Genomic DNA, 13,915 nt, shown 5'->3' with positions numbered 1-13,915 from the left:
TGCTATCTGGGGGCGCACTCTAACGGCCAACTCAAAATAATGCAAATGATAATTCATATCATTTGCATTATTGTTTAATATGACGACAAAATGATGCCAGAGAAGACAAAAACCCCTTTAGAATGAGGGTTTTGAGCAGGTTTTACACCACAACCTCTGTCACAAAGAATTTATAAAAACTTAAAAAAGGCGTTTGGACTGTAAGACAAATAAGGCAATATTAGCTTCCAAAGCTAGCCATCAAAAACCAGCAGCCGTTTAGGAGATACGATGAACCCGGTTTACGATAACGACAATATTTTTGCAAAAATTCTGCGTGGCGACCTGCCCTGCATAAAGGTTTATGAAGACGAACACACCCTGGCATTTATGGACATCATGCCGCAGCGTGAAGGTCACACGCTGGTAATACCCAAAGAGCCCGCGGTTACCCTTTACCAACTAAGCCCTGAAGCCGCCCTAGCCTGCATGAAAACCGTACAAAAGGTAGGGCCCGCTGTTCAAAAAGCTACGGGTTACGAAGGCTCATCTATTTTCCAGCTTAACGGTGAAGCCGCAGGCCAAACCGTGCCCCACATCCACTTCCACATTTTGCCGGGCTCGGTATTAAATATTGATGCGCTTAAAGGTCACGCTGCCGAAATGGCTGACCCAGAAGACCTTAAGGCTATCGCAGCCAAAATCATTGCCGAACTTTAAGCCCTACTAACAAGAAAGGAATCTAACCATGGGTAACCTCAACACTGTCGAAATCAAAGCGTTTGTACCCGCCAAAGATTACGAGCGCTCCAAAGCCTTTTACCAGGATATGGGGTTTACCCAGGCATCAGACACTCAAGGTGTAGCCTACTTCCATCATGGCAACTGCAGCTTTCTACTACAGGATTTCTATGAAGAAAAACTCGCTAATAATTTGATGATGCATCTATTGGTAGAAGACGCCAAAGCCTGGCATCAACAGCTTCAGGAAAAAGGCATCGTAGAAAAATACGATGTACTTCTTGGGGATATTGAAGAGCAACCCTGGGGAATGTTGGATTTTGTCATTAAAGATCCTAGTGGGGTCTTATGGCGAGTAGGACAAAACATTTAATTTGATCGTGGCACTTGCGATCCCTAAGTGTCTATCTGGACACGCTGTGCGCCATCCACTCTCGTTGACAAACAGCGCTCTGCGTCGGCGTCCTGCCTCCGAAGGTCCAGATAGACACTTAGGGATCACAAGCTTAATACCACCATCCGTATACTAAACAAGACCGCTAAAGTACTCACCTCAAATTAGCTGTTAACCTTATCAAACTTCGGCAACAGAAAAACCGTCACCGTCGCAGCCAAAGAAATAACCCCCAACCAAATAAACACAGCCTGCAACGTTGGATATATCTGACAAATTAACAGCAGACATATTTCAGCAGCCACAAAACCTGCCATTCTAAGTGCTACCCGTAAAGACTTTCGGCTACGTAGTTCTTTTCTGCTTGCCTTAGCAAAAAGAAACGTAGCCACACCAGCTAAAACAAGACTTAACAATACGATTAATAGCGACATAACTAATCCTTAAGCCTCTGTAACTTGGGTTGAAGTGGAAGTATCTACCAAGGTTTCACCTGACTCTTCAAGCTCTTCATCCAGCGCGGTTTGCTTGGTTTTATGCGCGCGATGTTGCTCTTCTTGACGCTCAGAAGGTAGACGTTTGGCGATATAGAGCAATATGCCACCACTTAAAAATAACACCACATCAATAATCGCCAGATGTGTATGGGTACCGGCCATACTGTTAAAGAGATGGTGCTCCAACGTAGCCACATCCACAAAAGGCACAGCCGCCAATAATAATCCTGCTACACCCAATAACTGCCGATTACTTTGATAATTGTTTGAACGGCTAAAAGCGTAAACCAAACACAAAAGCCAAACTACGAAGAAAAGCTCCGGCACATACGCGGGCAAAAGGCGCTGCCCCCAAAACATGGCAGCCAAGGCGACAACCATACCGGAACAACTACCGATGGTGAGTTTACTCAACCGCATATAGCTCTCGGGCTTTAAATCACCTTCCGCACCATAGGCCCGGCGCTCAACCCAAATCATCATGCCCGTAACCGCAATTAGTGCGGTACTTAAACCCAGTAGCGCCCAGATAATTCTTACCGGCAAACCACCAAAGCTACCAAAGTGTAATGGGAACATAAGGTCCAAAATCGGGCCACTCACGCCACCCACCAATTCAAAACTGGTGGTTGTTTCCAGTACCTTGCCATCCTGAAGCTGAAAACTGTGGGTTTGAAAAGCCATCTCATCACCACCGTAGGTGTTGCTGAAGGCGAGCGCATTTTTATCACCCCACCCCATAATAACAATGCTGCGAGTTGTCTCGCCTAGCTGATCACTCTTTAACAACACGGTATCGATTTGCATGTCGGCGGGTTCGCCACTTAAAACTGGCATGCGCTCGGGCTGAAAGGTTTCCAGGAGCTTGTCTTGATCGCCCTGAAAACTTACAAAGGCCGCTGCCGGCAATAAAATAACCGTTGCCAGCCCCAAAAAAGCACCGGTAAAACCGATCATACCGTGAAATAGCAGCCCCCAAACGCTCAGTACCTTATGGCTATCGGTTAGCATTAAACGCAGACTGCGTAAGGGCCGGAAGCTGAACATCTCCTTGAGAATTTTGCGATGGATAATCACACCAGTAACAATCGAGGCCATCAGAGTTAGACCCAACAACCCCGTCAGGATCAAACCCAGACGACCTAGATGCAGGTTTGCGTGAAAATGGGTGATAAAAGATTCCAGAGTCATTTGCTCTTCGGCAAACACCTCTTTCGGAGGACCTTCTTTACGCTCTTTTAGCGCTAAGGTATGCGGATCAAAGCTATAGGCAATAACTCGTTCATCCGGCCCGTGATCCGTTTCAAACAACAGGTATAAATCCCCAAACGCTTTAGCGCCTGGCAGCAGTACCACGACTTCATGCAGAAATTCCTGGGGAATATCTACGGCATATTCCTCTGCCAGCTTATCAAGCTTGACTGGATCAACCGTCACTTCGGTATGTAAGCTGGGGTTTGACCAAATCTTTAGATCGGGACTACCAAATACCGACACCGCCCCACTAAACGCGATGATAAAAAGTAGAATGCCGGTGATAACCCCAACCCAACTGTGAACACTGTAAAACTTCTTTAACGTATCTCTGCGCATAACAATTCTCACACCAGTCTCTATGACTGCTGCTACTGAGCCCCCATGGAATTAAGTGCAAAGTAAATAATTGCAGCGTGACTCAGAGTGATACCCCCGAGCACCGTCCATACCCGGGTAATACTGGTGGTGACCAGGCTAAACAGAAACAACACCACCCAAGTGATGGGGAATAAAAGAATAGGCCCAGCGATGGTATCCCCCTGGGAAAAGGGCAGATAAGCAGGCATTGCAGCGGTTAGCACGGTACTGGCTACCATAACCCCCACAATCGACGCCAAAAGGCGGCTTTTTTTGGCACTGAATAGTTCTGTCGACATTCCCTTACAATCCCTCAACAACCACACCAAACACAAATGATGATTATTATCACTTACATTATCAGCGCAGCAGTCTAACACCTCAGGATCAGGAAGTGAATGTGGTTAGATCGAAGCTACATTTAGCTGCTAGAATCGAAGCCCCTTACAAAGAAGTCTCGACTACATCAGCAAGGAAAGGATCAATGCAGTTTTCCAACACCTATATCAAGCTCGGCGAGCGTTTTTTCGATCCTTCCCACCCTACTCCAGTCGACAATCCTCAACTGTTCTTATGGAATTCAGCGCTGGCAGATCAGTTACAGATCCCACAGGAACTGCAAAAGGACACCGATGCCCTAGCCCAATATTTCTCGGGCAACCAATTATTGGAAGGCGCGGAGCCACTTTCAGCCGCCTATGCCGGGCACCAATTTGGCCAATTTAACCCGCAATTGGGTGATGGCCGCGCCCACCTATTGGGAGAACTGCTCGACACGCAAGGCATACGTTGGGATCTGCAACTTAAAGGCTCCGGTACCAGCGCTTTCTCCAGAGGTGGCGATGGCCGCTGCGCGATTGGGCCTGCGGTGCGTGAATTTATTATGAGCGAGGCGATGCATGCCCTCGGCGTGCCCACTACGCGCTGCCTGGCGGTAACCCTTACCGGCGAAACTGTTTATCGCCAGCAACCACACCCCGGTGCCGTGGTTACCCGTGTTGGCTCAAGCCATATTCGCGTGGGCAGTTTTCAGTTTTTCAGCGCTCGCGGCGATAAAGAATCCCTTACCGTTCTTCGTGATTACACCATCGACCGCCATTTTCCAGAGATTAATGACATGGAAGGTGACCGCAATGTGTTGTTGCTGGAAAAGGCCATCGAGCGGCAAATTAACCTGGTGATTCACTGGCTGCGGGTCGGTTTTATTCACGGTGTTATGAATACAGATAACACGGCTATCTCAGGTGACACCATCGACTTTGGCCCCTGCGCCATGCTGGGTGACTATGATCCCCGCACTGTCTACAGCTCGATTGATCATCAGGGCCGTTATGCATACGGCAACCAGGCCAATATTGCGCTTTGGAACATGACGCGCTTTGCCGAAAGCCTGCTATCACTCTGCTTAAAAGAGCAACCAGAAAACAGTGACGCTGAACCTGAGGTAAAAGAAGATCTCCTCGATCAAATTAAAGATCTGATCAACGGCTTTGCCGAACGCTTTGAGAAAGCACACCAGCAGATGCTGGCCGCCAAGCTCGGTTTTGTTGAAGCCAAAGATGGCGATGAGACCATCATGCTGGAAATCCTGGATCAACTTACAGCTCGTAAGATGGATTACACCCAAACCTTCAACCACCTGACCAAGTCGTTGAATGATGAAGCCTCTCACCAATATCTCAGCGAAAAACTGGCCGATACCTACAACACTTGGCGCCAGCGCGTTACTCAGCAAGACACTGACGTAGATACGATTCAGTCCTCGATGCGCCAGCAGAACCCGGTGGTAATTCCCCGCAACCATCATGTAGAAGCGGTGCTGCAAGCTTGCGAAAGCAGTGGTAGCCCGGAAGCGGCACTCAGTTTCCTTGATGTATTACGGAACCCTTACCAGGAAACTGCGGATACCCCGCAATACCAGGATAGCGGCGAAGGCTTTGACAGCGACTACCAGACATTTTGCGGTACCTAGAAGATGAAGTGATCAAAGGTCCCTGACGCTTAAAGGCAAAGAAATGCTAACCGGCTTTTAAGTGCAAATGATTCTTGATACGCTATTAATCTTTGTCTTTCCGCGTTCGTTGAACTTTTTACGGGAACTTTTCGTACACAGAAGTCGTATAAAAGAAAAGTCGTATAAAGAAGTCATACATCGTATAAAGAAGTCTTACAACGAAGGTAATCCAAGAATAGCGATCATGAAGCCGTTGCGACTGCTACCTAAGGGGCTGACGATTGGTTTAGCCTCCCCGTTTTTACTTATGGGCTGCACCTACCAGCCCATAAGCACTTCGATGCCTGAACTGCCCGAACGCTTTAGCCATCAGGCCGCTCAGCAAAACACGGCAACCCTACCCCAAGCAGCCTCGCAAAACTGGTGGCAGGATTTCAACGACTTACACCTCAACCAGTGGGTTGAAACCGGCCTGCAAGCCAACCAGGATTTGGCCGCTACCCTGGCGAGACTGCAACAGAGCCAGGCCAATCTACGGCAAGTAAACAGTGACAAATTCCCAGAGCTAAACGCAACCGGTAAGCGCCAACGCAGTTGGGTCGACGATGGTACGGATCGCGAGCTGTCCGATAACTGGAATGTCGGCCTCAATGCCAGCTATGAAATCGATTTTTGGGGACGAATCAGCAGCCTCTCAAAACAGGCACAATTTGAACTGCAAGCCGACCAGGCTGCCCTGCAAGTTCAAGCTAATACGGTTGCCGCCAATATTACCCAATATTGGTTTGGTTGGGTCGCTGCTCAGGAAGAAACCGAATTACTCACCTCTCAACAGGATAGAGTCAGCAAAGCCCTGACAGCCATTGAGGGGCGCTTTCGCCGCGGTCGAGTATCCATCACCGATGTCTGGCGCCAACGTCAACTGCTCGAAACCCTTGAAGGCCAACTAATCAATGCGAGAGCCGATATTGAGCTCAACCGCAATCAGTTGGCGCTATGGCTTGGGCAAACACCCTACAATCTGAACTACCCTGCCGGAGTCAATCTCCCGCCTTTACCTGGGCAGCCTGATACCGGCATCCCTATTGAGCGCTTGCAGCAGCGCCCTGATGTGCAACAGGCATGGGCGCAAGTGGAAGCTTCCAATGCCGCGGTTGCCGCTGCCATCAGCGAGCGCTTTCCACGCATTAGCTTGAGTGCTGACTACAGTGGCAGCGCCGAAAAGTCTTCCGATTTGGTGGATACCTGGGTCAGCAACCTTGCTGCCAATCTGTTATTACCAGTCATTGATGGTGGTAACCGCCGCGCTCAAGTAGAGCGTCGTCGTGCACAACTGCAGGAAAACCTGGCCAACTACCAGCAAACCTTACTGACTGCGGTCAAAGAAGTTGAGGATGCCTTAATTCAGGAAAAACAGCTGGCTGATTTTTTACAAAATCTGGAAGAACGTGTCGAACTTTCACAAAGAACCGCCTCGATGCAAGGTAAACGCTATTTGAACGGCGTAGCAGACTTCCTGGATTTATTAAGTGCGCAACAAAGTAGTCTGGAGCTGGAACAACAACGCCTGGATGCTCAGCGCCGCTTATTGGAAGTGCGAATTCAGCTTTATCGGGCCCTAAGCCAAGGCGGTTTTGCGCCTAATATGACTTAAAGGGCTGGTTTAAAACACAGCTTAACAGACAACTATTTTTACCATTTAAAAGACCTGATTCATGCCTGTAAAACCATTGCTATCACGTTTACTGCCCGTTGGCATTTTACTGCTGGGGATTGCCATTGCCTTTGCGGTGATGAAATCCAGCCCCCGGCCCAAAGGCAAACCGCCCATGGATATTAAACCCATGGTCGATATCACTGTCATCAGCCCTGGTAGCCACCGCCCACAGTGGGTTGCCGGCGGTACGGTTCGCGCCGCAGAACAATTATCCCTACAGGCTCAGGTCAGTGGTGAGATCATTGCACTCAACGCTAACGCCACCCCCGGTGCACTGTTGAATAAAGGCGAATGGCTGGCACAGATTGATCAGTCCGATTTCCAACTCAGTGTCGATACACAAAAGGCCCTGTTGATTCAGGCCGAATCCGATCTCGCCCTGGAACGAGGCCAACAACTGCTGGCTCGCGAAGAATTCGAGCTTGCTGGTAGCAACTTGAGCCCCGAAGATAAATCACTGGTATTACGTGAACCACAAATTGCCGCCGCACAGGCACAGACCGAAAAGGTTAAAGCCGATTTGGCCAAAGCCGAACTGGATTTACAGCGTGCCCGTATCACTATGCCCTTTGATGGCCAGCTAATTGACCGTCATATCAGTCGTGGCAGCCAGGTCAATACCAATGCCCCACTCTACGATGTTGTAAACACCGAGCGTTTCTGGCTGGAAGTCAAAGTACCACGTCAGTTTATTCGCTGGCTCGATAAAGACAGCCTGGCCCAAATTCGCCAGCCCAATGCTTGGCAAGCAAATGAATACCGTCAAGCCAAAGTATTAAATATTCGCCCGGATGTAGACAGCAGTGATCGCCAGGTAAAAGTCATACTGGAAATTGATGACCCCCTGGGTCTGAAAAATCCAGGCCAACCACAACTGCTGGTCAATGATTTTGTCGAAGTCACTCTGTATGGCGAGCCTCAGGAAAACACCTTTGCGCTCTCCCCTGCCTGGATCTACAACCACGACAGTATCTGGTGGGTAGACAGTAAAAACGAACTGCAGAATTTCCAGCTGGATATTATATTCAGTGGCCGCAATGAAATTCTGGTTAAAGGCATGCCGGAAGCAGGCAGCCGCATTGTGACTAACCGAATGGATTTTGCGGCTCCGGGTTTAGCCGTAAAACCACGACAAAAGCGGCCAGATAATTCTGCCACTCCAGCACAAATTGCCGCTGACGTTGCAGGCAATGCCGGTGGAGAGTTGGCGCAATGAGTACACCGACTGATCCTATTCAATCAGGCCAAATCAAGCCGGGCCCAATCGCCTGGATGGCTCAGCACAAGGTTGCACCCAACCTGTTAATGGCGGTACTGATCATCGGTGGCCTGATGATGTCGCTGGCAATCAAAAAAGAATTTCTGCCTACCATGATGTTTGATGTGGTGCACGTGGGCGTCAGCTACCCCGGTGCCACCCCAACGGAAATGGAACGCGGCGTTGCCCTGCCGATTGAAAACGAATTAAGCGGGCTGGATGGTATTAAGGAAACCAGTGTTCGTATTACACCGGGCTATGTCAGCGTTAATTTGGAATTGCGCTCCAGCGCCGACACCCAGCAAAGCTTTCAGGAAATCCAGCAGCTGGTTAACCGCATCAATACCTTCCCCGACGGTATAGAACAACCCAGTATCAGTTTGCGCAGCCGCAATATTGATGTAATGGAGATTGTCGTCCATGGCGGCCTCGATAATGTCAGCATTAAACGCCTGGCGGAAAAACTCAAAGATCGTATTCTGCAATCTTCGCAGATTTCCCTGGTGGAATTTCGCGGCCTGCCCGCCGAGGAAATCCACATTGATGTACCACAGTTAACCCTGCAGCAGTACGGCCTTACCCTGCAGGATGTTGCTCAGCAAATTAATCGCACCGCAGTTGAACGTTCTGCCGGTTCGGTAAAAACCTCCAGCGGTGAAATTCTGGTAACTGTGGATGATCGCCGCTACTGGGCCGGGGAATTCGCCCGCCTGCCCATTATCAGCGATGCCACCGGCGACCAGTTATTACTCGGCGATATTGCCGAGGTTCGAGAAGGTTTTGAAGATACCAACCGTGTAATTACCTTCGATGGCCAAGCCGGTGTCACACTGCGAGTATACCGCGTTGAAGATCAAACCCCCGATGCCATTGCCGAAGCCGTGTACGGTATGTGGGATGAACTGGAGGCCATGCTGCCACCAGGAACCCACCTGACGGTTATTGATGACGATGCCAAAACCTACACCCAGCGTCTGGATTTACTGTTAAAGAATGCCTTTATCGGTTTAACCCTGGTGATGGTGTTACTAGGTATTTTCCTGGAATACCGCCTGGCATTTTGGGTAGTGATGGGTATCCCCACCAGCTTCCTCGGTGCATTGCTGTTTTTGCCACTGTTCGATGTCTCCATCAATGTTATCAGCATGTTCGGCTTTATTATTGCCCTGGGTATCGTCGTCGATGATGCGATTATTGCCGGGGAAAATATCTACGAGAATATGCAGAAAGGCGTTCCCTTCCAGCAAGCTGCGGTGGAAGGTGCCCGGCAAATAGCCCTGCCTTTAACCTTCGCGATTTTAACCAATGTCGTAGCCTTCCTGCCGCTGATGTTTGTACCGGGCATGGTGGGCATGATGTTTGGCGTTACCCCCATTGTGGTGATCGCCTGTTTCCTGATTTCCTGGGTCGAAGCTCTGTTTATTCTTCCCACACATTTAGCAAATATTAAGGAAACCACCGACTCCAAACTGGGCCAAAAACTCGACGCACTGCAGGAAAAGTGTGACCACCACCTGCACAACTTTATCAATGGTCGCTACCGCCAAGTGCTGGAGAAATGCCTGGACCGTCCCGGCGTTACCATTACCACCGCCGTGGCGATTTTAATGATTGTTTTTGCCTACGCCTTCAGTGGTCGCATGGGCTTCAGTGTCTTCCCACCACTGGAAGGCGAGTGGGCCGTTGCCAAAGCCGAGCTGCCATTGGACGCCCCTTTTAGCGAAGCCCTGGTTGTGCGTGATCGCATGGAGGCTGCCGCAAAAGAAATGGCCGCAGAGTACGATTTAAAACAAAGCAACGGTTTTGGTAAAGGCAGTAACAGCCTGGTGGTGAATGTTAAAAGCGAAATTGAAGGCAGCAGCGTCGAAGTCGCACTGCTGTTATCACCTTCCGAAGTTCGCCCCATCAGCGCCCACGAAACCGTACGCCGCTGGCGTAAACAACTGGGACAAATCCCCAACGTAAAAAGCCTCAGCTTTGACGCGGAGCGTGGCGGTGGCCCCCATGGCGGCGCAGGCTTAACCCTTGAATTACGCCATAGCGATACAGAAGTTTTGCAAAAAGCCAGTGAAGAGCTTGAAAACTATCTGCAAGGACTTGGCGGCGTTGCCGATGTCGGCAATGACCTGACCAACGGTAAACCCCAGTGGGAATTAAAATTAAACGAACATGGCCGCGCTTTAAATCTCGTCGCAGATGATGTTGCCCGCCAAGTACGCCATGCGCTTTATGGTGCCCGCGCCATCCGCCAGCAACGCCAGCGTAATGAAGTTACCGTGCTGGTACGCTTACCGGAAGAAGAGCGCCGATACGCCGGTGATATTGAACGCCTGCTGATTACCACCCCGGACGGTACCCACGTGCCGCTAATGGAAGTGGCTGATATCACCAAAACCCGCGCCCCGGCAAAAATTATTCGCCGCGATGGGCAACGCATTGTGCGTGTGACTGCCGATGTACAACCGCGACGCCAAACACCCGCGGTTATGTCCGAGGTCAGTGCCAATATCGTTCCGCAACTGGAAGTCCAATACCCCGGTCTGAAAGTTAGTTACCGCGGACGCCAAGCCGATGCCGCCGAAAGTGCTTCAGCCCTGCAAATTGGTATGCTGATGACCCTGCTGGTGATCTACGCCCTGTTAGCCATTCCTTTCCGCAGTTATATCCAGCCGCTGCTGATTATCTCGGTTATTCCCTTTGGGGCCGTTGGCGCCATACTCGGCCATATGCTGCTGGGCTACGGCCTCAGCGTCATTAGCCTGCAAGGCATCGTGGCGTTAATGGGGGTTGTGGTGAATGACAGCCTGATTCTGGTGGATTACGCCAATAAACAACGCCTGGCCGGTGTATCCCCACGGCAAGCGGCCCTGGATGCAGCCATGCGCCGCTTCCGCCCTATTCTGCTTACCACGGTAACCACCTTTGGTGGCCTGGCGCCGATGGTGTTTGAAACCTCTCGTCAGGCGCAATTTATTGTGCCAATGGCTGTCTCCCTGGGCTTTGGCATTTTGTTTACCACCTTTATATGCCTGCTGATGCTGCCTGCCCTGTTCCTGTGGATTGAGGAAAAACGTACAGGGATTAAACACACTGACAGCTCAAACCTGACAGCAGCAGCTTCAGATAGCTAAACCCCTTCCACTGTTACTGCCTCTTTCTAGCCCTTCGGAACCCCCTAGTTCCGAAGGGCTTGCCTCAACACCTGCCATTTCGCCCTCAATCCAGGACTGATTGATGTTTATCTGTTCAGTTTTATGTTGCTTTTATGACTAAAATTCAAAACCGCCATTGCAAATGATATAGATTCTCATTATCATACTCATTATTAATGGACTATAACTTTATCGGTGCCACACTACCCGGCCAACATAGAATTTACCGGGGGTAACAGGCAGGGATTACCTACCATCATTCTGATCGCTTGGGGATCACACCATGAAAAAATTTGTACTGACACCGCTGGCTGCGGCTGTTTTGTCCGCTTCTGCCTATGCGGCTGATAAAGCGCCTAAAACCTTTACGCTGGATAAGGTGACTGTTGCGGCGACGCTTAACGAGCAAAAAGTTGCTGATGTTGCCAATACCGTCAGTGTTATTGATGCAGAATCCATTGAACGAAATGGCGCAACCAATATCCGTGAAATGCTCCGCTACGAACCAGGTGTTGAAGTTGGTTCTGCTGGGAGATTTGGATTGTCCGGTTTTAATATTCGTGGCATGTCAGCCAACCGTGTAAAGATTTTGGTTGATGGAGTTGAACAAGCCAAAGACTTTAACTCTGGCGGTCCATACCTTCGAGGCACCCGTAACTTTGTTGATGTCGACTCTTTGAAGCAAGTAGATATCGTTAAGGGCCCTGCTTCCAGCTTGTATGGTAGTGATGCATTGGGCGGCGTTGTGGCTTTTACAACTAAAGATGCGGCTGATTATTTGGGTCAAGGTGACGACACAAGTGCCAGTGTAAAAGGTCAATACAATAGCGTTGATGACAGTTTCAACAAAACTCTCACAGTAGCCAACCGTAGTGGTAATTTAGAAAGTCTTCTGGTTTATACTCACCGAACCGGCAATGAATATGAAAACTATGGTGACGGCTATACAGGTGGTCAGGGTAATGATCGCACCAAACCAGATCCTGTCGACTTTACCAGTCAAAACGTACTGGCCAAGCTTGCTTATCAGCTGAGTGACAACCACCGCATTGGATTAAATGTTGAGCACTTTGAAAACAATACTGAAACAGATCTCCTATCTTTAGAGGGGACAAGCTATAGCGCAACATATGACTACGCCGATTATACTGGTGATGACACCATGAAGCGTAATCGAGTTGGAATCTTTCATAAGATCAGCGCAGAAAACATACTGTTTGACACACTTGAATGGAAAGTGGACTGGCAGAAAAGTACAACCGAACAGGAATCCCGAAATACTTCTTATGCGTACAGCTTTGGAGGTACTCGTCTGATCGATTATTCCCACGAAGAAGAAAGCAAGCAATTTAATTTAGTAGCTTCAAAAGAAATCGCCAATCACACACTGACCTACGGCGGTAAGTATGTAAAAGATTCCCTGGAAAACTCTACCGATAAATTCTACCTAACCAGTGGAGATCCAGCAGATATTGAACGCTATACTCCTGTTGTTGAAGCTAAATCCTACGGCATTTTCTTACAGGATCAAATAAGTCTTCTGAACGACAAACTATCCTTAGTTGCTGGCCTGCGTTATGACAGCTTTACTGCCGAGCCAGAAACAGATTCTGTTTACACAACAGAGTTTGACGACCATGACAGTGATAAGTGGACAGCGCGTTTGGGTGGCGTCTACAAAATTACCGATAACCATTCTGTGTTTGCACAATACAGCCAGGGTTTCAAAGCTCCAGACTTGACTCAACTGTACCGTGAAGATACCAGCACTGTTGTTCGTGGCTATGTCACTTTGGCCAACCCCAACCTGAAACCAGAAGAAAGTGACTCTTTCGAAATCGGATTTCGTACCAACGGCAATTGGGGTAATGCTGAAATTGCTGCTTTTTACAATGACTACGATAACTTTATCGACTCCACTATTAATCCTGATGTAGCTTACCCTAATCCATTCTTTGGGATGTTTGGCGGACCTACCACGGATGTAGACGAATTCATTTATAAGAATACCGATGAAGCAACGATTAAAGGTGTAGAACTTCGTGCTGCGCTTTGGCTTGATGAGCTCATCCAAGCTCCTTCAGGTACCAGTCTCAACATCAGTATCGCTTATGCAGATGGTGAAGGAAAAAGTGAAGGCGAAAGCAACGAACCAATCGACAGCATTTCTCCTTTAAAAGGTGTATTTGGGTTGAATTATGATTCTCCAGATAATTCTTGGGGTTCCACTCTAAACTGGACTCTAGCAAGTGAGAAAGAAAGCAGTGATGTCACTGAGTTAGAATCATCCGGAGTAATTTATGAGCAAGCAACAACTTCCGGCTACGGAATTCTGGATCTCACTGCCTATTACAATGTCAATGAAAACCTCAGCATTAAAGGTGGCATCTACAATCTAACTGACAAGGAATACACCTTATGGGAAGACCTGAGAGGCGAACGCGCAGATAGAACTTATCTTGATCGCTTCAGCCAACCAGGCCGTAACTTTAGCGTAAGTGCTACTTACACTTTCTAAGTTCCAAGATCAGACCCATATATAATAAAACCAAGGGTCTTAGGGTAGTGGTTAGGGCTGTATTCGCAGCCCTTTTATTGCCCGTAGAAAT

Annotated in this window: 10 protein-coding genes; 7 read left to right on the top strand and 3 right to left on the bottom strand. The window is 48.9% G+C overall.

What is annotated here, in order from left to right; translation table 11 throughout:
- Positions 1-270: 270 nt before the first annotated feature.
- Positions 271-699, top strand: coding sequence for an HIT family protein (locus tag ACGHZ6_RS10560; RefSeq protein WP_390618817.1), 429 nt, complete (start codon positions 271-273; stop codon positions 697-699).
- 28 nt (positions 700-727) lie between these two features.
- Positions 728-1,093, top strand: a complete 366-nt coding sequence (locus tag ACGHZ6_RS10555; RefSeq protein WP_390618816.1) for a VOC family protein — start codon at positions 728-730, stop codon at positions 1,091-1,093.
- 185 nt (positions 1,094-1,278) lie between these two features.
- Here ACGHZ6_RS10555 and ACGHZ6_RS10550 read toward each other — a convergent pair whose 3' ends face one another.
- Genes ACGHZ6_RS10550 through ACGHZ6_RS10540 form a run of 3 tightly spaced genes read right to left on the bottom strand, consistent with a single transcriptional unit; the run spans position 1,279 to position 3,524 of the window.
- Complete coding sequence (locus ACGHZ6_RS10550; protein WP_390618814.1) at positions 1,279-1,548, bottom strand: hypothetical protein; 270 nt, start codon at positions 1,546-1,548, stop codon at positions 1,279-1,281.
- A 9-nt stretch (positions 1,549-1,557) separates the two neighbouring features.
- Positions 1,558-3,204, bottom strand: a complete 1,647-nt coding sequence (locus ACGHZ6_RS10545; protein ID WP_390618813.1) for a PepSY-associated TM helix domain-containing protein — start codon at positions 3,202-3,204, stop codon at positions 1,558-1,560.
- Positions 3,205-3,236: 32 nt separating this feature from the next.
- On the bottom strand, positions 3,237-3,524 hold the full coding sequence (locus ACGHZ6_RS10540) for a hypothetical protein (protein WP_390618812.1): 288 nt from the start codon (positions 3,522-3,524) through the stop codon (positions 3,237-3,239).
- 185 nt (positions 3,525-3,709) lie between these two features.
- On the opposite strand from ACGHZ6_RS10540, the gene ACGHZ6_RS10535 reads away from it, so the two are divergent.
- The 5 genes from ACGHZ6_RS10535 to ACGHZ6_RS10515 all read left to right on the top strand — a co-directional run bounded on the left by ACGHZ6_RS10535 (position 3,710) and on the right by ACGHZ6_RS10515 (position 13,824).
- Positions 3,710-5,197, top strand: coding sequence for a YdiU family protein (locus ACGHZ6_RS10535; RefSeq protein ID WP_390618811.1), 1,488 nt, complete (start codon positions 3,710-3,712; stop codon positions 5,195-5,197).
- Positions 5,198-5,423: 226 nt separating this feature from the next.
- A complete protein-coding gene (locus ACGHZ6_RS10530; RefSeq protein WP_390618810.1) occupies positions 5,424-6,833 on the top strand; it encodes an efflux transporter outer membrane subunit in 1,410 nt (469 codons plus the stop codon).
- Between the two features lie 61 nt (positions 6,834-6,894).
- Positions 6,895-8,112: an efflux RND transporter periplasmic adaptor subunit gene (locus ACGHZ6_RS10525; RefSeq protein ID WP_390618809.1), complete on the top strand. Its 1,218-nt coding sequence runs from the start codon at positions 6,895-6,897 to the stop codon at positions 8,110-8,112.
- Positions 8,109-11,285 carry an efflux RND transporter permease subunit gene (locus ACGHZ6_RS10520; RefSeq protein ID WP_390618808.1) on the top strand — a complete coding sequence of 1,059 codons (3,177 nt, stop codon included), beginning with the start codon at positions 8,109-8,111 and terminating at the stop codon, positions 11,283-11,285. The genes ACGHZ6_RS10525 and ACGHZ6_RS10520 overlap by 4 nt, the downstream gene beginning before the upstream one ends.
- A gap of 304 nt (positions 11,286-11,589) precedes the next feature.
- Positions 11,590-13,824, top strand: a complete 2,235-nt coding sequence (locus tag ACGHZ6_RS10515; RefSeq protein ID WP_390618807.1) for a TonB-dependent hemoglobin/transferrin/lactoferrin family receptor — start codon at positions 11,590-11,592, stop codon at positions 13,822-13,824.
- Positions 13,825-13,915 lie beyond the last annotated feature (91 nt).

This window comes from Maricurvus nonylphenolicus, from assembly GCF_042854845.1.
In the GTDB taxonomy this organism is placed as follows: Bacteria; Pseudomonadota; Gammaproteobacteria; order Pseudomonadales; family Cellvibrionaceae; genus Maricurvus; species Maricurvus nonylphenolicus.
The sequence above is the reverse complement of the archived record's forward strand: the minus strand, read 5'-3'. Positions and strand labels throughout refer to the sequence as shown.